Origin of the sequence: Streptomyces luteoverticillatus (genome assembly GCF_003970715.1) — a bacterium.
Classification (GTDB): domain Bacteria; phylum Actinomycetota; class Actinomycetes; order Streptomycetales; family Streptomycetaceae; genus Streptomyces; species Streptomyces abikoensis.
Window position 1 is genome coordinate 4,630,182 of record NZ_CP034587.1, and the last position, 21,373, is coordinate 4,651,554.

The window sequence follows — 21,373 nt, forward strand, 5'->3', positions numbered from 1 at the left end:
CGTCCGCCCCCTCCCATCGTTCCGGCGCGACGTGGTGCCGGCTTTTCAGCCGCTTCGGCGAGGTGTGAGCTTGTCGAGGTCCAGGCTGATCTCGAAGGGCACTGGGCGCCGGAGGGCTCCCCGGAAGATGCCGGCGGGCGCGTACGCGCCCGCCGGCTCGTCGAGCTCGTAGACGTGCACGACGGGCGCCCCGTCCTCGTCCTCGACGCACCAGTAGTGCGGGATGCCGGCCTCGGCGTACTTGCGAAGTTTCACCGTGCGATCGCGGTGGGCGGACTCGGGGGACACGACCTCCACGACGAGTCGCACTTCGTCCGGCGCGAACCAGGTGCGGTCTCCGTCGTAGTCGGCCGTCGTCAACAGCAGGTCCGGCTCGGGCCGGTTCCGCTCGTCGAGCTTTATGGTCATCTCGCGGCCGACCATGACATCGTCGGGTGCCTGCTCCATGAGAGCAACGCTGAGCATGGTGATGAGGTGGCCGTGCCACCACCTCTGCGGCGACATCATGAAGACGAGGGCTCCATCGATCAGCTCGGTGTGGCGAGGTGCCTCGGGGAGGCGGTCCAGGTCCTCCGCGAACCAGCCTTCCGCGCGCGGCGGGCGCATCCAGTCGGGCAGTGCGGTCATGCGACAACCCTAGCGAGTCGGACCGATCCGGAGCGCGAGATCGTCAACCTGCGGCGCACACGGACTTCCTTCGCTATCCCGTCGCGATCTGCCGCCAGATCGTCACCGCGGCCGCCGCCTGCATGACCAGGAAGGCGATCTGCCCGGAGAGGCCGTGCACCTGGTAGATCGACGCCAGGAGCCTTAGGCGCTTCGTCCAGTAGGGCCGTTCGCGGCTGAACGTGTCGGTGTCCATCCACATGCTCGTCATGGTCAGCACCATGAGCATCAGGACGATGTTCAGCAGGGCCAGGCCCAGGGCCCTGCGGTCGATGCCGTGGCTGAAGGCGGCGACGACGCCGATGGGGACGAGCCAGGCGACGAACAGGCTCAGCGCTCGCACCGGGCCGCGCTCTCCGGGCAGTACGCGCCACAACGCCCCCAGGACCAGCCCCGCGCCGGCGAAGGAGATCTCCTGGGTCAGGAACCTCCAGACCACGTCCGGCACGCCCGTCGGCAGGTCGAGCGTGAGCGCCCAGTGGTCCCGGTCGTAGGCGTTCTCGTACCAGACCGTGACCATGCTCGGGAGGACGCCGAAGACGGCGGCCCAGCGTGCCGCGTTGAGGGCGTTGCGCCACCAACGCCGGCGCGGGCCCCAGCAGAGGGCGACGTCGACCACGGACACGGGATCCGGCAGGCAGTCGCGGCTGCATTCGGCCGGCCGCCAATGGTGCAATTCGCTGAGCTGATTCTCCAGAGTCCGTCTCCTGGTGCTCTCCGCGTGCCCGTGATCGATGAGATGCAGTCGGTGGAGCAGTTCACGGCAGCGGCGGGCGTCGCCCATCAGCCGCAGGTACCCCGCCCGGGTGCTCAGCTCCGCCGCGACGCGGCTTTCGCCTTTCGCCGCGTCCGCGGTGTTCGCCGCGAGGCATTTCTTGGCTTTTCGGTCCACTCGACCCAGCACCGACCATCTACGGCCCGCCTTCACCAGGGCGTAGAGCGCGAGCATGTTCAGGGGTAGCCAGAGTCCGTACAAATTCGCCGCGCTTCCCGCGAACTTCGCCACCCGCAACGCGAGGACAACGGCGAAGATGGCGGCTACCAGCAACAGGTCCCATCCCTTCGGCCCGAGGGACTTGGCTCCGGATCCGGCCCAGGAGCTGAGATGGAGCAATGCCACGAGCGCGATCGCCGTCAGCACGGATGTGTGGGTGTACGCCCACAAGGGGCCGAAGGACGGGAATTCCGCCAGTTGCCGGCCCAGGATGCCCGCGTGGTCGCTGCCGAAGAGCGAATCCGCTTCCCTCAGCCAGTCGGCGCGTCGCCATCTGGATTCGAAGGACAGCGCATGGCAGAGCACCACCAGGGCCGCGATCACGGCGAGTGCCGCTCCGGTCGCCGCGACCCGGCGGAGGTGGCGTCCGGGTTCGTTCCGGCCGTTCTCGGTCGGCGAGCCGCCCAGCTTTCCGTCCCGTGCGAAACGCCAGCCCCATGCGGCCATCGCGGTAAACCACAGCCACACCATCGACGCTTCCAGCAGCGCCAATCCGGCGATGGCCAGGACCGGAGTCGAGGCCGTTGGCATGAGCTTCGACGAGAGGCCGAAAAGCTGGGGAGACACGATCACCAGCAGGCCGATCGCCGCGGCCGCGGACGCGGCGACGAACACCGTGCGTTTCGTCGTCGCCTCTTTCTCGCTGTCGCCGGAGCGTTCCGTCAGGGGAAGCCATGGCTGCGCGAGGAGGACGAGAGCGAGCCCCGACGAGATTCCGATGAGGGCGCGCCAACGGCTTGTGGCGGGGTAGAGCTGCAGCAGCAGGGCCAATGTCAGGGCGAGGGCCGCACTCAGTCCGGCCCATTGCATGGCCGTGTCGGCCAGAGTTCCGGCAGCGGTCTTGTCTTTGCCACCGTTCTTCTTGCGGAAGGGCCATGCCGACAGGGCGATCAAGGCCGAGCCGAAGACCCACCACGAAGTGACGCCCAGATACGCGATCAAGGAATCATGGCGGCTGAGGGGCGTGAGCTGCTTCGGCCGTACGATCGAGGCCACGGCGTCCGGGCCCGGTGCGGTCCACACCCGCCGGGCCTCGTTCGCGCTCGACGCTCCGGGGGCGTCGCTGATCTCCAGGCCGCCCGGGTCGATCTCGACCGTTCTCCGCGAGGCCCCGCGCAGGACGTCCGGCGAGTGGAGGGCGACCTTCCAGTCCTTGTCCGGTTCGGCGTCGACCGTCCACGGTCCCACCTCGAACTGACCGGCGTTTCCGATCAGGTTCCATGACTCGTAACGCACCGCGACCACGTCCTGCTGCTTGGTCGCCTCGGAGACGTTGTGCCACTCCGGATGCCACTTGCCGAATTTCTTCGTCGCCGCGTTCTCGTGCAGAAGGCAGCGCATGGCGTTCCGGTACTTGGGGCTGTCCTCGCTGAGCGTCAGATCGTTAGCGAGGGGCCACTGTCCTGCCGGAATGTCGATGCTCGTGAGCTGTCGCACCTCGACGAAGTCGATGTGGTGCTGGTCGAAGGTGAGCTTGTAATGGAGATCGATCTTCTCGGGTCGCCGGATCGCCGGGCAGGCGGTCGCTTCGGTCGTCCCCGTGACGGCCCACGCCGGTTGCGCCGTCCACCACACGAAGGCCGCGAGGGCGAGTGCCGCCGCCTTCCGAGGGATCACCGCATGATCACCGCACCTCCAGCAGTGATGACCGAGAGCATCGCAAGATCACGGTAAGTGGCCGTATGTCCGCCCGCAACGTGGCGGAGGGTTTGCGCATAGTTGCGGGAATGCCGCGGGTGAGTGCCCTCCGCATGTGCCCCGCGCTCTCAACTCGACCTTTCTGAGCTGGACTTCGCTACTTCCTGTGAATCCTTGGGTTAAGGTTGCGGATCGCAACCTACGGTTGCCAAGCTGTTGCGGACTGTCAACCCCTTGGGAGTGGACGTGGCCTTCGGTGACCAGCCCGCATACCTTCGAGTAGCCGGTGATCTACGGCAGAAAATCGTCGCCGGCGAGCTGCCGCCGCACACCCGGCTTCCCTCCCAGGCGCGCATCCGGGAGCAGTACGGCGTCTCCGACACCGTCGCCCTGGAGGCCCGCAAGGTCCTCATGGCCGAGGGCCTGGTCGAGGGCCGGTCGGGCTCCGGGACGTACGTGCGCGAGCAGCCCGTCTCGCGGCCCGTGGTGCGCACGGGGTACCGGGCGGCGGGGGAGTCCACGCCGTTCCGGCAGGAGCAGGGGGACGACCGGGTCAAGGGCACCTGGGAGTCCCGCAGCGAGCAGGTCGCGGCCGAGCCGCGGATCGCCCGGCGGCTGCGGATCGGCCCCGGCGACCGGGTGATGCGCACGGACTACCTCTTCCGCTCCGCGGGCGAGCCGTGCATGCTCTCGGCCTCCTGGGAGCCGCTGGCCGTCACCGGGCGCACACCGGTGATGCTGCCCGAGGAGGGGCCGCTGGCGGGCCGGGGCGTGGTGGAGCGGATGGCCGCCATCGACATCGTCGTGGACAACGTCACCGAGGAGGTCAGCGCCCGGCCGGGGCTGGCCGGGGAGACGCTGGCCCTCGGCGGGGTGCCCGGGCACTGCGTGGTGGTCGTCTCGCGGACGTACTTCGCGGGCGGCTGTCCCGTCGAGACGGCCGACGTCGTGATGCTCGCCGAGCGGTACCGGGTCGCCTACCACCTGCCGGTGAAGTAGACGTGAACGGTGCGTGAAACGGTTCCCTGCTGACTCCCAAGTAAGTTTTCGAACTCGCAAAACCCCGCCCCCGGACCGTACCGGCCGGTAGGAACTGCCCCCTTTGTTCGGGTTGGTCCAGGTTTGGAATGGGGGCTTCCGGTGTTGCAAACCTCACATAGGTCCAGGTCAGGGCCTTTTGGCAGAACCAACTCGGCCAAATCGCTCGTACGATGGCGCGGTTTGTGTCCTGCCATGGGGGAGTAGAAAGAAAAGGAGATCCGGGGTTTGAGCACCGAACAGGGTTCCCACTCGAATTACCGCCGGACCCTCGGCACGACGGCGCTGACCGCCGTCGGCCTCGGGTCGATCATCGGCTCCGGCTGGCTGTTCGGTGCCGAGCGTGCCGCCGTGCTCGCCGGGCCGGCCGCCATCTTCGCCTGGGTCATCGGCGCCGTCGTGGCGCTGACCATCGCCCTCACCTACACCGAGCTCGGCTCGATGTTCCCCAAGGCGGGCGGCATGGTGCGGTACGGCCAGTTCTCGCACGGCTCGCTGGCCGGCTACATGGCCGCCTGGGCCAACTGGATCGCGATCGTCTCCGTGATCCCGGGTGAGGCCACCGCGTCGATCCAGTACATGAGCTCGTGGAAGTTCGGCTGGGCCGAGCACCTCTTCGACGGCAAGGAGCTCACCGGCACCGGCCTCGCCGCCGCGAGCGTGCTGGTGGTGTTCTACTTCTTCCTGAACTGGTTCGCGATCACCCTGTTCGCCAAGACGAACAACGCGATCACCGTGTTCAAGGTCGTCGTGCCGGTGCTCACCGCGGGCGCGCTGATCTTCGCGCACTTCGACACCAGCAACGTCGGCTCCGCCCACGGCGGCTTCGCCCCCAACGGCTGGAGCGCCGTCTTCAGCGCCGTCGCCGTCGCGGGCATCGTCTGGGCCTTCAACGGCTTCCAGTCGCCGCTGAACATGGCCGCCGAGGCCCGCAACCCCGGCAAGTCGCTGCCGAAGGCCGTCATCGGCTCGATCCTGATCGCCCTGGTGATCTACATCGCGCTGCAGATCGCCTTCCTGATGGCCGTTCCGGCCGCGGACCTCTCCGGTGGCTGGAACACGCTGGCCTACAAGTCCCCGCTCGCGGACCTCTCCATCACCTGGGGCCTGAACTGGCTGGCGCTGCTGCTCTACGCGGACGCCTTCATCTCCCCGTCGGGCACCGGCATGATCTACGCGGCCACCACCTCGCGCATGATCAACGGCGTCCAGGAGAACGGCCACCTGCCGAAGGTCTTCGGCAAGGTCGACCCCAAGACCGGTGTCCCGAAGCCGGCCCTGCTGCTCAACCTCGCGATCTCCTTCGTCTTCCTGGCCGTCTTCCGCGGCTGGGGCTCGATCGCCGAGATCGTCGGTGTCGCCACCGTCATCTCGTACATCACCGGCCCCGTCGCCGTGATGTCGCTGCGCCGGATCGCCCCGGACATGAAGCGCCCGGTCAAGCTGAAGGCCATGCCGGTCATCGCCCCCATCGCGATGATCTTCGGTTCGCTGGTCATGTACTGGGCCCGCTGGCCGCTGACGGGCAAGGTCATCTTCATCATGGCCATCGGTCTGCCGATCTGGGCCTGGTACGAGCTGCGCAAGCCGTGGGCCGAGCTCAAGCCGCACCTGAAGGCCGGCTCCTGGATGGTGGCCTACCTGCTCGTCATGGCCGTGGTCTCGTGGGCCGGTGGCACCGAGTTCGGTGGCAAGGGCTACCTGCCGCAGGGCGTCGACATCGTCGTCGTCGTCCTGATCGCGCTGGTCTTCTACGTGTGGGGCGTGCGCAGCGCGTGGCGCAACCCCACCCTTGAGCAGGTCGAGAAGGAAATCCTGGCCGCCGACGTGGCCGAGGCCGCCGAGGAGCCGGAGCTCGCCAAGACCAAGTAACCCCCACGGGTGGCCGAATGCGTACCTCTTCGTGAAAACCCGTATCCGGTGCGTAAAGGTCGGGCGTAGGCTCGGGCATATGCGTACTGCGGTTTCTCCGGGAACCCCCGGAGGAGTCACCGACGGGCGTGCGCCGGTGCGCGCGGGACGGGAGGGCAGGAGCGATGACTGACACCGGGCCGGTCCTGCCCTGGCTGGTGATCCGCCAGGACGAGAACGGCAACCGCTACCGGGTCGGCCGCTACGCCACCAGGACGGAGGCGGAGCGCGTCGCCGACCGGCTCGACACGGAGGGCAGCCGCAGGCTGTACGTCGTCGAGCGGGTCGGCCACACGGTCACCTAGGCCCACGGCCGGTCACTCAGGCCACGGCCGGTCACTCAAGGCCCATGGCCTCCCGGACGCCGGGTGGTACCGAGATCTCTCGGTACCACCCGGCGTCTACGCTTTACCGCCATGACGACGGTGCGTGTGGTGGTTGCGGGAGCGGTGTTTCATCAGGGGCGGCTGCTGGCCGCGCGGCGCAGCGCCCCGCCCGAGCTGGCCGGCCGCTGGGAGCTGCCCGGCGGCAAGCTGGAGCCCGGCGAGACGGCCCCTGAGGCGCTCGTACGGGAGCTCCGGGAAGAGCTCGGCGTGGAGACCGAGCCGGTCGGGCGCATCGCCGGAGAATGGCCCCTGAAGCCCGGCTATGTCCTCCAGGTGTGGACGGCCCGGCTGCTGGCGGGCGAGCCCCGCCCCCTGGAGGACCACGACGAGCTGCGCTGGCTCACCCCCGAGCGCGTCGACGAGGTCGACTGGCTGGAGCAGGACCGTCCCGCCGTCGCCGAGGCCGTCGCCCGGCTGCGCGCCGGGGCGGACGCGTGAGCGCTACGCCGAATGCGGCAACCGCCACCCATGGAACCGGCTGAAGAAGATAGCCGGACCCCTATACCGGGTATGTGCTGATTATTGGCCCCAAAGGCGGACATGCCGGAGGTGGTCACGGGTCAGCGTCAGAGGCGTCACCGACGTCAGAGGTCTGCGGTCAGCGGTCTGGGAAGTGGTCGGCGTGAGCGACAGCACGGGGACCTTGGCACATACGCCCGGCTTCGCCGAGTGGAGCTTCCCCGCCGACGCCGCGGCCGTGCGCACCGCCCGCACGCTCGTGCGCGACACCCTGCGCGAATGGGGCCTGGACTCCGTCACCGACGTCACGGTCCTCCTGGTCAGCGAGCTCGTCACCAACTCCCTGCGCTACGCCAGCGGCCCCATCGGGGTGCGGATGTACTCCCACGCGGGACCCACCCTTCTGGTGGAAGTCTCCGACCCGCTGCCCGACCCGCCCCGCGAACGCGTCGCCGACGCCGACGACGAGGGCGGCCGCGGACTCCAGCTCGTCGCCCTGGCCTCCCGGCGCTGGGGCACCCGCCCGGGCAACACCGGGAAGACGGTGTGGTTCGAGCTGTCCCTGCCTGGTTAGTAACCCGGTGGGAAGACATAGCGGGTTGAGACCGTGCTGTGATCGTGAAGTCCGTGTTCCGAAGGCCCCCTGTGCTGGATACTCGGCCTTCTGATGCCGGTGCGAGCACGAGAGCCGGAGGGGACGGGCACGTGAGCGAAAAGCCAGCGGGTACGGCGGGCAGGCCAGAGAGCAGGGACGCCACGGTGATGTGGCAGAACAGTCCGCCCGGCTCCCTGTACGACCACATCCGCGTGGCGTCGTTCTCCCTCGGCCCGGACGGCCGGATCGACCAATGGAGCGAGCGGGCCGCCGAGCTCTTCGGAATAACGGCCCGGCAGGCCGTCGGCCGGGACCCCCTGGAGGTCCTGGCCCCCGTGCGGGACGGCCGGCGCGGGCGGGCCCCCGCCGCGCCCTTCCTCACCGAGGGCGGGCTCGACGGCCGGGCCTGGACGGGCCTGGTGCCCTATCAGCGCGGCGACCGTGGCGAGCGGGGCGACCAGCAGGAAGGCCTCGCCGAGATCTATGTGATGCCCAGTGAGAACGGCCGCGGCGACCGTGCCGCGCTCTGCGTCGCCGTCGACGTCCGGGCGCTGCGCGGAATAGAGACGGACATCGCCGCCTCGGAAGCCGTTTTCGGCCAATCTCCGCTCGGCTTCTTCTTCTTCGGCACGGACCTGACACTGCTGCGCGTCAACGAGAGTTTCGCCCAGACTTTCGGCCGCCCCGCCGCCTGGCACCGCGGCCGCACCCCGCACGACTTCCTGCCCCGCACCGAGGCCGACCGGCTCACCGCCGCCCTGCGCCAGGTCCTCGACACCGGCAAACCGGTGGCGGACATCCAGCTCGTCGGCCCCGTGCCCGGCCACAACGAACGCCGTCGCTGGTCCGTCTCGCTCTACCGGCTGCACAGCGGCAGCGGCCGCCCCATCGGCGTCGCCGCGATCGCCACCGACGTCACCGGACGGCGGCGCGCCGAGCGCGAGGCCGCCGGCGTCCGCCGCAACCTGGCCCTCCTCAACGAGGCCGGCGCCCGCATCGGCAACTCCCTCGACCTGGAGAAGACCGCCCGCGAGCTCCTCGACGTGGCCGTCCCCCAGTTCTGCGACCTCGCCTCCGTCGACCTCTACCAGGGCCTGCTCGTCGGCGACGAGGCCCCGCCCGGGCTCGCCGACGGCAGCGCCGAGCTGCGCCGCGTGGCCTACTCCAGCGCCGTCTCCGGGGCGCCGGTCGCCGGGTCCGGCGCCAAGCCCGTCCAGGTCGGCGAGGTCCACCGCTACCCTTTCCACTCGCCCTGCGCCCAGGCCCTGCGCACCGCCCACGTCCAGGTCGTGCCCGGCCGCGAGAGCGAGGACGGCGACGGGCTCGGCGCCGTCGTGCAGTCCACCCTGGCCGTGCCGATGGTCGCCCGGGACGCGGTGCTGGGCATCATCCAGTTCTCCCGCACGAAGGGCAGCGAGCCCTTCGGCGAGCGGGACACGGCCCTCGCCGTCGAGCTCGCCGCCCGCGCGGCCGTCTGCATCGACAACGCCCGCCTCTACCGCCGTGAGCACGAGCGCGCCCTGATCCTCCAGCGCAGCCTGCTGCCCCCCGGCGACCCGGAGGCCGCCGGCGTCGAGATCGCCTGCCGCTATCTGCCCGGCAACGCCGCCACCGAGGTCGGCGGCGACTGGTTCGACGTCATCGAGCTGCCCGGGCACCGCACGGCCCTCGTCGTCGGCGACGTCATGGGCCGCGGCCTGCGGGCCGCCGTCGCCATGGGCGAGCTGCGCACGGCCGTCCGCACCCTGGCCATGCTCGACCTGGAGCCGGCCGAGGTGCTCTCCGCGCTCGACGAGATCGCCCACGGCCTCGGCCGCCCCGGCGGCAAGCAGTCCGCCTCGCGCGGCGTGCGGGGCTCGGTACGCCCCGCCGACCTCTCCGAGGTCTACCTCGCGACGTGCGTCTACGCCGTGTACGACCCGGTCACCCGGCGCTGCACGGTCGCCAACGCCGGCCATCTGCCGCCCGTCCTCGTCGAGGCGGGGGAGCCCGCGATGCTCCTGGAGGTGCCGCCCGGCATGCCGCTGGGCGTGGGCGGCGAGCCCTTCGAGGAGACCGAGATCGAGCTCCCGGACGGGGCGCTGCTCGCCCTCTACACCGACGGCCTCGTCGAGTCCCGCGACCATCCCCTGGACGAGGGCCTCCACGCTTTCCGCGAGGCCCTCGCCGACCCCGAGCGGCCCCTGGAGGACGTCTGCGACCACGTCCTCAGCGCCCTGGACACCCACCACGGCGAGGACGACATCGCCCTGCTGATGGCCCGGCTGCGCGGCCTGAGCCCCGGCTGCGTCGGGGACTGGACCCTCCCGCCCGAGCCCCGCTCGGTCGCCCGGGCCAGGGAGCTCGCCCGCGAGCAGCTCGAGGGCTGGGAGCTCGGGGATCTCGTCGACACCACGGAGCTGCTGGTCAGCGAGCTCGTCACGAACGCGTTGCGGTACGGGGAGGGCGAGATCCGGCTGCGGCTGCTGCTGGACCGGACGCTGGTGTGCGAGGTCTGGGACAGCGGGCACGTGCAGCCTCGGCGGCGGCGGGCGCGGGATACCGATGAGGGGGGGAGGGGGCTTCAACTGGTCGGTCTGCTCAGCGCTGCCTGGGGCAGCCGCCGCATCCCTCACGGGAAGACGGTGTGGTTCGAGCTGGGGCTGCCGGATGGGGACTCGCCGGCGCCGGACGCGGTCGAGGCTCTGCTGAGCCTGTACTGAGCCCGCGGGTGTGTCGTGGCTGGTCGCGCAGTTCCCCGCGCCCCTTCGGGGCGCGGGTCGGGGGTACCAGGGGGCGGAGCCCCCTGGGAAACGGTGAAAGGGCGGGACCGGGGCATCCTCACCCCGCCAGCCGCCCCCGCGTCGCGCCCCCGCCGAACGTCGCCGGCAGCAAGCCCGCCAGGATGATTCCCCCCAGCAGCGCCCCGCCCAGCACCCGCGCCGGCTCCGGGGTCGACTCGGCGTCGTAGGACGTGCCGTACGTGACGACGTCGTCCTCCGCCAGTGCTCGTGCCTGCTGCGCGAGGGCCATCGCGCGCGTCGCCTCCGCGACGGCGGTCGGCACGTCGTCGCCGCACAGGGCGATGTGCCGCTCGGCTTCCGTCAGCCGGGTGCGGGCCCGGCAGCCGATCGCGCCCCGGTGGGTGCTGATGTAGTCGCGTGCCGCGGATACCTCCGCCCGCGCGGCCAGCACCGTGCGCGCGGCCCGCGCCTCGACCGTCATGGCCTCGTCGAGGAGGCGCAGCACCTCGCGGGGGTCGTAGGGGCCGTGGGCCATGGCCCGGCGGGCGGTCTTCACGGCCGGGGCCGCCTCGGGCCGGCGGGCGGCCTCGGCGAGGACGGTGTGGAGGCGGGTCGTGGCCGCGGTGAGGGCGTGGGTGTGGCGGAGCACGGCGGCGGTGAGGGTGGCGGCCTGGGAGAGGGCGGCCTCGGCGGCGCGCACGGAGACCGCGGCGTGCTCGGGGTCGGCCACCAGGAGGGCCGTGCGGGCCTCGGCGAGCGCGGTGTCGGCGAAGGAGAGCCGGTCGCGGGCCTCGGCGACGTGCTCCGCGACGGGGGCCAGGGCGCTGCGCGCGCGGCAGCGGGCGAGGGCGGCGAGCGCGGCCTCGGCGGCGGCGAGGCGCGGGGCGAGGGCGCGGGCGGTGGCCTCGGCGCGGTCGAGGATGCCGGCGGCGTTGGCCTTGAGGTCCCGCAGCCGGTCGAAGGCCTCGGACTCGGCGTCCAGGCGCCGGTTGGCGCTGGTGCAGCGGGAGCAGATCTCGTCCAGGGCGTGCCGGCGGATCCGTTCCTCCTCGTAGGGGGCGTCGTCCAGGTGCTGGCGGAGCCGGAAGGCGTCGGCCAGCTCGCCGCGGGCGTAGGCGACGGCCTCGGCGAACGGCCGGGTGGCGGCCGGGCCCAGCTGGGCGGTGGCGAAGCGGAGTTCCTCGGCGCTGGTGCGGACGGCGTCGTCGGTGTCGACGAGGTTCGCCGACGCCTCGGCGTCCAGGTCGGGCAGCGGGGTGAGGGGCTGGGCCAGCCGGGCCAGGCCCGGTTCGGTGCTCGTGGCGACGGCCGGGCGCTCGCGGCCGCGACCGCCCTCGTGGACCGCGCGGGGGCGGCGGCGGGCGGTGGCGCGGGCCCGCCGGGAGCGGCGGTTGCGCAGGGCCAGGCCGGTGAGGAGGACGAGGGCGCCGCCCGCGATGGGCACCCAGACCGCGCGGTGGCCGGGGAGGAGACCGTCGCCGCCCGGGTCGGTGGTGCCGGGCAGGATGAGGGGGGCGTGCACCGGCTCGCCCCGGAGCACGGCCCGGTAGCCGTCGGCGGCGCCGATGGCGGCCCCGGCCCAGTCGTGTTCCCGGAGGGCGGGGGCGATGGCGGCGGTGGCGACCCGCTCCAGCTGATCCTTGCGGAAGCCGGACTGCTTGTCGGCCGAGACGGCGTACTGGCCGCCGTGGGTGGCGATGGCCAGGAGGATGTCGTGGGGGCCGAAGCCGTTGCGGTCGGCCGTGGCGTCGGCCCAGGTGTGGGCGGCGCGGCCGGAGAAGTCGTGGACGTAGGTGACGAAGAGCTGGATGTGGTGGTCGGTGTGGAGCCGGTCCAGGGCGGCCTCGACCTGGGTGCGCCGTTTGCCCAGCGCGCCGACCGTGTCGGTGATCCGGCCGGCGGCGTCCAGGTCGAGCGGGGTGTCGGCGCGCGAGGCGGGCACGGTCGGCAGCAGCAGGGCGCACAGTGCGACGAGGGCGCAGATCATGGCCCAGCCCGGCGCCCTCGGCCCGTACCCCCACGAAAGCCGCGTCACGTTTTGGAGCGTATGACCGGATTGGCCGACCCGCTACCGGGGGCGTGCGAGGTTATACGGAGGGTGTTCACGCCCATGTGCGGGCGCCTCCGCCGTTACGCACGCCACCGATCGCGCGCCGGGTCTCGTGCGCCCGGTCGGGCGTACCCCGGCTACGCCGGATGGTGGATGGGATGCGATGGCCCGCTACGCCTTGCGGCGGCGGATCTTGCTCCCCAGCCACACCAGCGGGTCGTACGAGCGGTCGACGACCCGTTCCTTCAGCGGGATCAGGGCATTGTCCGTGATCTTGATGTGCTCGGGGCAGACCTCGGTGCAGCACTTGGTGATGTTGCAGTACCCCAGCCCGTGCTCCTCGCGCGCCCCCGCCTGCGGTCCACCCCGGCCTCGGCGGCCGCGTCCAGCGGGTGCATGTCCAGCTCGGCGACGCGCATCAGGAAGCGCGGCCCGGCGAACGCCTGCTTGTTCTCCTCGTGGTCCCGCACCACATGGCAGGTGTTCTGGCACAGAAAGCACTCGATGCACTTGCGGAACTCCTGGACGCGGTTCACGTCCTCCTGCTTCATCCGGTACTGCCCGGGCCCCAGTTCGGCGGGCGGGACGAAGGAGGGCACCTCGCGCGCCTTGGCGTAGTTGTAGGACACGTCCGTGACCAGGTCCCGCAGTACGGGGAAGGCCCGCAGCGGGGTGATCGTGACCGTCTCCGCCGGGTCGAAGACCGACATCCGGGTCATGCACAGCAGCCGGGGCCGGCCGTTGATCTCCGCGCTGCACGAACCGCACTTGCCCGCCTTGCAGTTCCAGCGCACCGCGAGGTCCGGCGCCGCGGTCGCCTGGAGACGGTGGACGACGTCGAGGACGACCTCGCCCTCGTTGACGGTCACCTCGAAGTCGGCGAGGCCGCCACCGTCCGCATCGCCCCGCCACACCTTGAAGCGGGCCTGATAACTCATGAGGTGAGCTCCTCGTCGGTCAGGTACTTCGCCAGTTCTTCCTTCTCGAAGAGCGCCAGCAGATCCTCCCGGATCGGCCGCGCCTCTTGTCGCTCGAGGCGCACCAGCCCCAGCGCGGAGTCGGCCGCGGCCGGCTCGGCCGACTCGTCGGCCAGCCGGCAGACCAGATTGATCCGCCGCCACCGCCGGTCCATCCCCGGGTGGTCGTCCCGGGTGTGCCCGCCCCGGCTCTCCTCGCGCTCCAGCGCCGCCCGCGCCACGCACTCGCTGACCAGCAGCATGTTCCGCAGGTCCAGCGCCAGGTGCCAGCCCGGGTTGAACTGCCGGTGCCCCTCCACCCCCGCCCGCCGGGCCCGCGCCCGCAGCCCGGACAGCCGGTGCAGCGCCTCCTCCATCTCCCCGGACCGGCGGATGATGCCGACCAGGTCGCTCATCCCCTGCTGGAGCTCCTGGTGGAGGGTGTACGGGTTCTCGGCCGCCCCGTCCTGCGCCTCCGCCCCGAACGGCCGCAGCGCCTCCGCCTCCGCCAGCTCCACGTCGGCGTCCGCTACGACGGGCGCCGCCTCGGTGGCGAAGGCGGCCGCGTACCGCGCCGCGTACAGCCCCGCGCGCCGCCCGAACACCAGCAGATCGGACAGCGAGTTGCCGCCGAGCCGGTTGGAGCCGTGCATCCCGCCCGCGACCTCGCCCGCCGCGAAGAGACCCGGCACGCCCACCGCGGCGGCGGTGTCCGGCTCCACCTCCACGCCACCCATGACGTAGTGGCAGGTCGGGCCGACCTCCATGGGCTCGGCCGTGATGTCCACGTCCGCCAGCTCCTTGAACTGGTGGTGCATGGACGGCAGCTTCCGCTTGATCGCCTCGGCCGGCATCCGCGTCGACACGTCCAAAAACACCCCGCCGTGCGGGGAGCCCCGGCCCGCCTTGACCTCGGAGTTGATGGCGCGCGCCACCTCGTCGCGGGGGAGCAGCTCGGGTGGGCGGCGGTTGTTGTCCGGGTCGGTGTACCAGCGGTCGCCCTCGGCCTCGGACTCGGCGTACTTCTCCTTGAACACGTCCGGCACGTAGTCGAACATGAACCGTTTGCCGTCGCTGTTGCGCAGCACCCCGCCGTCGCCGCGCACCGACTCGGTGACGAGGATGCCCTTCACCGACGGCGGCCAGACCATCCCCGTCGGGTGGAACTGCACGAACTCCATGTTGACCAGCCGGGCCCCCGCCAGCAGTGCCAGCGCGTGCCCGTCGCCCGTGTACTCCCAGGAGTTCGAGGTCACCTTGAACGACTTGCCGATGCCGCCGGTCGCCAGCACCACCGCCGGCGCCTCGATGACGAAGAAGCGGCCGGACTCGCGCTCGTAGCCGAAGACGCCGGAGACCCGGCCGCCCTCCTTGAGCACCCGGGTGACCGTGCACTCCTGGAAGACCTTCAGCCGCGCCTCGTAGTCCCCGTACTCCCGGTGGTCCTCCTGCTGGAGCGAGACGATCTTCTGCTGGAGGGTGCGGATCAGCTCCAGGCCCGTACGGTCGCCGACGTGCGCCAGTCGCGGGTACTCGTGGCCGCCGAAGTTCCGCTGGGAGATTCGGCCGTCCGGGGTGCGGTCGAAGACGGCGCCCCAGGTCTCCAGCTCCCACACCCGGTCGGGGGCCTCCTGGGCGTGGAGCTCGGCCATCCGCCAGTTGTTGAGGAACTTGCCGCCGCGCATGGTGTCGCGGAAGTGCACCTGCCAGTTGTCGTTGTGGTTGACGTTGGCCATGGAGGCGGCGATGCCGCCCTCCGCCATCACCGTGTGCGCCTTGCCGAACAGCGATTTGCAGATCACCGCGCAGCGCAGCCCCTGCTCGCGCGCCTCGATCGCCGCCCGCAGCCCGGCGCCCCCGGCGCCCACCACGACCACGTCCCAGGACTGCCGGTCCACCCGAGTCATGTGAGAGAAGATCCCTTTGTTCGTTTGTCAGGAGAAGCGCGCGTCAGGAGAAGCGCGCGTCAGGAGAAGCGCGCGTCAGAAGAAGCGCGCGTCAGAAGAAGCGCGGGTCGCTGAAGGCGCCGCTCGCGACCAGAAAGACGTAGAAGTCCGCCACCGCCACGCTCACCAGCGACGCCCAGGCCAGCTGCATGTGGCGGGCGTTGAGCGCGCTCACCCAGCCCCACATGCGGTAGCGCACGGGGTGCTTGGAGAAGTTGCGCAGCCGGCCGCCGACGATGTGCCGGCAGGAGTGGCAGGACAGGGTGTACGCCCAGATCAGCGCGATGTTGGCGAGCAGGACGAGCGTGCCCAGCCCCATGTGGCCCCAGGCACCGTCCGCGTCGCGGAAGCCCAGGACCGCGTCGTAGGTGAGGATTCCCGCGACGAGCACCGCGAAGTAGAAGAAGTAGCGGTGGACGTTCTGGAGGATCAGCGGGAAGCGCGTCTCACCGCTGTACTTCTTGTGCGGCTCGGGCACCGCGCAGGCCGGGGGAGAGGCCCAGAACCCGCGGTAGTACGCCTTGCGGTAGTAGTAGCAGGTCAGCCGGAAGCCCAGCGGGAAGATCAGCACCAGCAGGGCGGGCGACAGCCCCCACCACGAGCCGACGACCCCCCAGTCCGCGCCGCCCTTCATCTCCACGCAGTTGTCGGCGAGACAGGGGGAGTAGAAGGGCGAGACGTAGGGGGCCGCGTAGTAGTCGGTGCCGGCGAAGGCCCGCCAGGTGGAGTACACGACGAAGGCGAGCAGCCCGGCGGCCGTGACGGCGGGTGACAGCCACCAGCGGTCGGCGCGCAGATGGGGGGCCGGGATCGCGGCGCGCGTGGAGTGGTGGACGCCGCGCGCGGGCGCGTGGCCCGCGGCGGCGGTTTCGGGGTCGGTACCAGTGGCCAAGGAGGACTCCGGTCAGGAGTGGACGGTGGACTCGCCGCTGCGCGGCGGCCCCTAGGGCGCGCGCCGGTCCCGGCAGCCGAGCCCCTCCTCGTCCGCGTCCGTCCACAGCGACGTGTCGTACGGGGCGTCGGGGATCGTCACCATCTGCTGGACCGGCTGCGGCTGCCGTCCGGACCGCGTGGCGCGCTCCCGGAGCAGGGCCAGGTCGTCGCGCAGATGGTCCGAGTCGGTGCGCAGCCTGCGCACTTCCAGCCCGCCCTTGCCCAGCTGCCTCTCCAGCCGGTCCACCGAGCGGCCGAGCTCGTCGAGGCTGCGCTGAATCGCGTTCAAGTCATCGTTGACGGACATGATGTGGCCTTCCGCTTCGGTGATGGCGGGTGGCGCCCGGTCATGCGACAGAGAGTGTCGCGCGTCACACCCCTTGAGGGGAAGATAGCCGCCGCGATCGCGCCAATGGCGGAACGCGTTCACCCGACCCCCTTTGGCCGCCTCTTCGTTCGGCCGGGTGGGTGGCCTCGGCCGGGGCGGCGACGTGTCGGCACGGCTTCGAACGGGCCGTCGCTTTCAGTGGGCGGCAGCAGACGCCCTGGCGCGGCGCCACCGCGCCGGCCGCGAACGATCCCGGACCGGTCCGGCGGAGGGAGTACCCATGGCACGCGTGGCACCCCCGTCGTCCCCGCCGTCGCCCTCGCCCGGGCCCGGTGCCGCCGCTGCCGCCGACCGCTCCCGGGCCGGCCGTACGCGGCGCGCCCGCCGGCCGCGCCGGGGAGCTGTCCTCCTCGCGGCCGCCGTGCTGCTGCCCCTGCCGCTCCTCGCGGGCTGCTCCGGTGGTGGCGGGGAGGAGGACGACGCCGAGGGCCCGCCCGCCCCCCGGGACATCGCGACCGTCGCCCGTGCCAAGGTCGCCGACCGGGGCACCCTGACCTGGGCTATCGACGCGCTGCCCAGCACCTACAACGCCTTCCAGGCCGACGCGGACGCGGCGACCCAGCGGGTCGCCGGCGCGGTGCTGCCCACCCTCTTCACCCTCGACGAGCGGGGCCGCCCCCAGCGGGACCCGGACTACCTGGTCTCCGCCGCCGTCACCCAGCGCCGCCCCCGGCAGGTCGTCGTCTACAAGCTCAACCCGAAGGCCGTCTGGGGCGACGGCAGCGCGATCACCGCCGCCGACTTCGAGGCCCAGTGGAAGGCCCTGCGCGGCAAGGACAGCGCCTTCTGGGCGGCCCACAACGCCGGCTACGACCGCATCGACCGCGTCGAGCGCGGCGCGGACGACCGCGAGGTCAAGGTCACCTTCGCCAAGAGCCTCGCCGACTGGCCCGCGCTCTTCACGCCCCTGTACCCGAAGTCCGTCATGGGCAGCGGCATCGCCTTCAATGACTCCCTCCGCAAGGAGGCCCCGCAGGCCGCGGGCCCCTTCCAGGTCGCCGCCCGGGACGACAAGCAGGGCACCCTCACCCTCGCCCGCAACCCCCGCTGGTGGGGCGACCGGGCCCGGCTGGAGAAGCTGGTGCTCCGGGCCGTGCCGCGCGACCAGCGCGTGGAGGCCCTCGCCAGTGGCAAGGCCGACCTCGCCGAGCTCACCCCGGCCGCCGCCGAACGCATCATGAAGGTCACCGCGGCGCCGAAGGAGAAGTCCGACAAGGACGGCCGCTCCCCGGGCCTCACCGGGAGCCGCTCCCCCGTGACCCCGCCGGCGGGCCACCCCTCCGTCGTCGGCAGCCCCTCCGCGCCGGGCGGCCGGGCCCGCCCCGACGGCTCCCGGCTGGACGGGGCGAACAAGCCCGCCGCCGCCGACGTGACCGCCCTGCGCGGCCTGGTCGTCCGCAAGTCCCTGGAGCCCGCCTACACCCAGCTCGCCCTCAACGCCGCCTCCGGCCCGCTCGCGGACGAGCGCGTCCGCCGCGCCATCGCCCGCGCCGTCGACCGCAAGGCCCTCGCCGAGTACGTCCTCACCCCGCTGGGCCTGCCCGCCCAGCCGCTGGGCAGCCACCTCCTGGTGGCCGGGCAGCCGGGCTACGAGGACAACAGCGACGCCGTCGGCTCCGTCGACCCCCACGCCGCCATGGCCCTGCTCACCGACGCGGGCTGGAAGGAGGGCCACGGCGCCGCCCCCGGGAAGAAGGCCGCCGACACCGGCGGCGTGCCCGGCCTCGGCAAGGGTGACGACAGGGACGAGGACGACGACGGCGACGGCGGCGGTGACGACCAGAGCAACGCGGGCGCCGTCGCCGACGGCAAGGCCGGCCACGGCACCGCGTACGACAACGGGGGCAAGGCCGGGGCCGCCCCCGCCCGCTTCAAGGACGGCAAGAAGCTCGTCCTCCGCTTCGTTCTGCCCAAGGGCAGCGGCGCCGAGCCGCTCCGGGCCGTGGGCGAGCGGATCGCCCGCCAGCTCGACGCCATCGGCGTCCGCACGGAGCTCGTCGCCGTCGACGACGGCGGCTTCTTCAAGGACCACATCGCCAACGGCGACTTCGACCTGGCCCTCTACGGCTGGCCCACCGGCCCCTACCCGGCCACCGACGCCCGCCCCGTCTTCGCCAAGCCCCAGCCGGCGGCCGACGGCTCCCTGGTCGTCGAGCAGAACTACACCCGCGTCGGCACCGACCAGATCGACCGCCTCTTCGACCAGGCGTCGACCGAACTCGACGACGAGGCCTCCCGGGACCTGATCGGCCGGGCGGACGCCCGGATCTGGGCGGTGGCGGCGTCCCTGCCGCTCTACCAGCGGCCCGAGCTGGTCGGGGCGCGCAGGACCGTCGTCAACGCCGGGGCGTTCGGTCTGGCCAGCCCCCGGTACCAGGACATCGGCTTCGAGCGGTGACACGCGGTGTCCCCAAGCGCCGGACGGGCTGATTCCAGCCCGTCCCGTGCTGGGGCCGAGGCGTAAATCCGCAGGTCAGCGGGTGCTCGCCCGGTCCCGGAACGCCAAGCGCGCGGCGCCCCCGTACCATGGAACGTAGCCGTGGCGTGATGTGCCCGGCGAGGCACGCGTACCGGACCGTACGCGTCGCCATCCACGATTCCGGGAGAAGCGCCGCAAGTGCCCACGCGCCACGACATTCGAAACGTCGCCATCGTCGCCCACGTCGACCACGGCAAGACGACCATCGTCGACGCCATGCTCAAGCAGGCCGGCGCCTTCGCCGCGCACCAGCTCGACTCCGTCGACGACCGGGTCATGGACTCGAACGACCTGGAGCGTGAGAAGGGCATCACGATCCTCGCCAAGAACACGGCGGTGAAGTACCACCCCAAGGACGGCGGGGCTCCGATCACGATCAACATCATCGACACCCCCGGCCACGCCGACTTCGGTGGCGAGGTCGAGCGCGGTCTGTCGATGGTCGACGCGGTCGTCCTGCTCGTCGACGCCTCCGAGGGCCCGCTGCCGCAGACCCGCTTCGTGCTCCGCAAGGCGCTCCAGCAGCGGAAGCCGGTCATCCTGTGCATCAACAAGACGGACCGCCCGGACTCCCGCATCGACGAGGTCGTCAACGAGACCTACGACCTCTTCCTCGACCTGGACGCCGACGAGGACCAGATCGAGTTCCCGATCGTCTACGCCTGCGGCCGTGACGGCATCGCCTCGCTGACCAAGCCGGAGGACGGCACCGTCCCCGCCGACAGCGAGAACCTGGAGCCGTTCTTCTCCACCATCCTGGCCCACGTCCCGGCCCCGACGTTCGAGGAGGACGCGCCGCTCCAGGCCCACGTCACCAACCTCGACGCCGACAACTTCCTCGGCCGCATCGCGCTGCTCCGCGTCGAGCAGGGCGAGCTGCGCAAGGGCCAGACCGTCGCGTGGATCAAGCGCGACGGCACGGTCTCCAACGTCCGCATCACCGAGCTGATGATGACCGAGGCCCTCACCCGCAAGCCCGCCGAGGTGGCCGGCCCGGGTGACATCTGCGCCGTCGCCGGTATCCCCGACATCATGATCGGCGAGACCCTGGCCGACCCGGAGAACCCGGTCGCGCTGCCCCTGATCACGGTCGACGAGCCCGCGATCTCCATGACCATCGGCACCAACACCTCGCCGCTGGTCGGCCGTGGCGGCACCGGCAAGGGCGCGGACGCCAAGTCCGCCGTCAAGGACCGCAAGGTCACCGCCCGCCAGGTCAAGGACCGTCTGGACCGCGAGCTGATCGGTAACGTCTCGCTGCGCGTCCTGGACACCGAGCGCCCCGACGCCTGGGAGGTGCAGGGCCGCGGTGAGCTGGCGCTGGCCATCCTGGTCGAGCAGATGCGCCGCGAGGGCTTCGAGATGACCATCGGCAAGCCGCAGGTCGTCACCAAGGAGGTCGACGGCAAGACCCACGAGCCGGTCGAGCGCCTCACGGTCGACGTCCCCGAGGAGCACATGGGCGCCGTCACCCAGCTCATGGGCACCCGTAAGGGCCGCATGGACAACATGTCCAACCACGGCTCCGGCTGGGTCCGCATGGAGTTCGTCGTCCCGTCCCGCGGCCTCATCGGCTTCCGTACGGAGTTCCTGACGAACACCCGCGGTACCGGTATCGCCCACTCCATCCACGAGGGCCACGAGCCGTGGTTCGGCGAGCTGAAGACCCGTAACAACGGTTCGCTGGTCGCCGACCGCGCCGGTGCCGTCACCGCCTTCGCGATGACGAACCTCCAGGAGCGCGGCGTCCTCTTCACCGACCCGGGCACCGAGGTGTACGAGGGCATGATCGTCGGCGAGAACTCGCGCGCCGACGACATGGACGTCAACATCACCAAGGAGAAGAAGCTCACCAACATGCGCTCCTCCTCCGCCGACTCCTTCGAGGCGATCGTCCCGCCGCGCAAGCTGTCGCTGGAGCAGTCCCTGGAGTTCTGCCGCGACGACGAGTGCGTCGAGGTCACCCCGGAGGCGGTCCGCATCCGCAAGGTCGTCCTGGACCAGAAGGAGCGCGGCCGCACGGCTTCCCGCGCCAAGCGCTGACGCCCACTCAGGCCCCAACCGTCGGGCCCGGCACCGGAACTCCTCCGGTGCCGGGCCCGACGGCGTTTTTCGTCCGGATACCAGGGCTCACGCTCCGGATGTCGTGTTAACAGTCCGTTTCGTAGGTGTCTGTCTGTGCTGTCTTTGTCCGCATTTCGAACGGCTCGC

General features: G+C 71.5%; 14 protein-coding genes and 1 pseudogene. 8 read left to right on the top strand and 7 right to left on the bottom strand.

Annotated features, from left to right (window positions below; all coding sequences use genetic code 11):
* Positions 1–45: 45 nt before the first annotated feature.
* Positions 46–627: a Uma2 family endonuclease gene (locus tag EKH77_RS20690; protein ID WP_126915828.1), complete on the bottom strand. Its 582-nt coding sequence runs from the start codon at positions 625–627 to the stop codon at positions 46–48.
* A gap of 73 nt (positions 628–700) precedes the next feature.
* The gene (locus EKH77_RS20695) at positions 701–3,235 is read right to left on the bottom strand and encodes a DUF6185 family protein (RefSeq protein WP_126915829.1); all 2,535 of its coding nucleotides are present in this window, start codon (positions 3,233–3,235) and stop codon (positions 701–703) included.
* A gap of 309 nt (positions 3,236–3,544) precedes the next feature.
* Between EKH77_RS20695 and EKH77_RS20700 the strand changes: the two genes are divergently transcribed.
* From EKH77_RS20700 to EKH77_RS20725, 6 genes are all read left to right on the top strand, one after another.
* The gene (locus tag EKH77_RS20700; RefSeq protein ID WP_126918188.1) at positions 3,545–4,297 is read left to right on the top strand and encodes a GntR family transcriptional regulator; all 753 of its coding nucleotides are present in this window, start codon (positions 3,545–3,547) and stop codon (positions 4,295–4,297) included.
* 267 nt (positions 4,298–4,564) lie between these two features.
* The gene (locus EKH77_RS20705) at positions 4,565–6,208 is read left to right on the top strand and encodes an APC family permease (RefSeq protein WP_126915830.1); all 1,644 of its coding nucleotides are present in this window, start codon (positions 4,565–4,567) and stop codon (positions 6,206–6,208) included.
* Positions 6,209–6,372: 164 nt separating this feature from the next.
* On the top strand, positions 6,373–6,552 hold the full coding sequence (locus tag EKH77_RS20710; RefSeq protein WP_126915831.1) for an SPOR domain-containing protein: 180 nt from the start codon (positions 6,373–6,375) through the stop codon (positions 6,550–6,552).
* Positions 6,553–6,663: 111 nt separating this feature from the next.
* Positions 6,664–7,071 (top strand): (deoxy)nucleoside triphosphate pyrophosphohydrolase, encoded by a 408-nt coding sequence (locus tag EKH77_RS20715; protein WP_126915832.1) that lies wholly within the window; start codon positions 6,664–6,666, stop codon positions 7,069–7,071.
* Positions 7,072–7,246: 175 nt separating this feature from the next.
* On the top strand, positions 7,247–7,666 hold the full coding sequence (locus EKH77_RS20720; RefSeq protein WP_126915833.1) for an ATP-binding protein: 420 nt from the start codon (positions 7,247–7,249) through the stop codon (positions 7,664–7,666).
* Between the two features lie 188 nt (positions 7,667–7,854).
* Positions 7,855–10,389 (top strand): SpoIIE family protein phosphatase, encoded by a 2,535-nt coding sequence (locus tag EKH77_RS20725; RefSeq protein ID WP_126918189.1) that lies wholly within the window; start codon positions 7,855–7,857, stop codon positions 10,387–10,389.
* 118 nt (positions 10,390–10,507) lie between these two features.
* On the opposite strand, the gene EKH77_RS20730 is transcribed toward EKH77_RS20725, so the two are convergent.
* From EKH77_RS20730 to EKH77_RS20750, 5 genes and pseudogenes are all read right to left on the bottom strand, one after another.
* Entirely contained in the window at positions 10,508–12,445 is a 1,938-nt protein-coding gene (locus EKH77_RS20730) for a TPM domain-containing protein (RefSeq protein WP_240667456.1), read from the bottom strand.
* Positions 12,446–12,631: 186 nt separating this feature from the next.
* Positions 12,632–13,398 (bottom strand): annotated as a pseudogene (locus EKH77_RS20735) (succinate dehydrogenase/fumarate reductase iron-sulfur subunit).
* On the bottom strand, positions 13,395–15,323 hold the full coding sequence (locus EKH77_RS20740) for a fumarate reductase/succinate dehydrogenase flavoprotein subunit (RefSeq protein ID WP_126915834.1): 1,929 nt from the start codon (positions 15,321–15,323) through the stop codon (positions 13,395–13,397). The pseudogene EKH77_RS20735 and the gene EKH77_RS20740 overlap by 4 nt, the downstream one beginning before the upstream one ends.
* Positions 15,324–15,414: 91 nt before the next feature.
* Positions 15,415–16,254, bottom strand: coding sequence for a hypothetical protein (locus EKH77_RS20745; RefSeq protein ID WP_126915835.1), 840 nt, complete (start codon positions 16,252–16,254; stop codon positions 15,415–15,417).
* A 51-nt stretch (positions 16,255–16,305) separates the two neighbouring features.
* Positions 16,306–16,602 carry a hypothetical protein gene (locus EKH77_RS20750; protein ID WP_126915836.1) on the bottom strand — a complete coding sequence of 99 codons (297 nt, stop codon included), beginning with the start codon at positions 16,600–16,602 and terminating at the stop codon, positions 16,306–16,308.
* 301 nt (positions 16,603–16,903) lie between these two features.
* Here EKH77_RS20750 and EKH77_RS20755 point away from each other — a divergent pair, with 301 nt between their 5' ends.
* Both EKH77_RS20755 and typA read left to right on the top strand, forming a co-directional pair.
* The gene (locus EKH77_RS20755; RefSeq protein ID WP_126915837.1) at positions 16,904–19,081 is read left to right on the top strand and encodes an ABC transporter family substrate-binding protein; all 2,178 of its coding nucleotides are present in this window, start codon (positions 16,904–16,906) and stop codon (positions 19,079–19,081) included.
* Positions 19,082–19,300: 219 nt separating this feature from the next.
* Positions 19,301–21,205, top strand: a complete 1,905-nt coding sequence (gene typA / locus EKH77_RS20760; RefSeq protein WP_126915838.1) for a translational GTPase TypA — start codon at positions 19,301–19,303, stop codon at positions 21,203–21,205.
* Positions 21,206–21,373 lie beyond the last annotated feature (168 nt).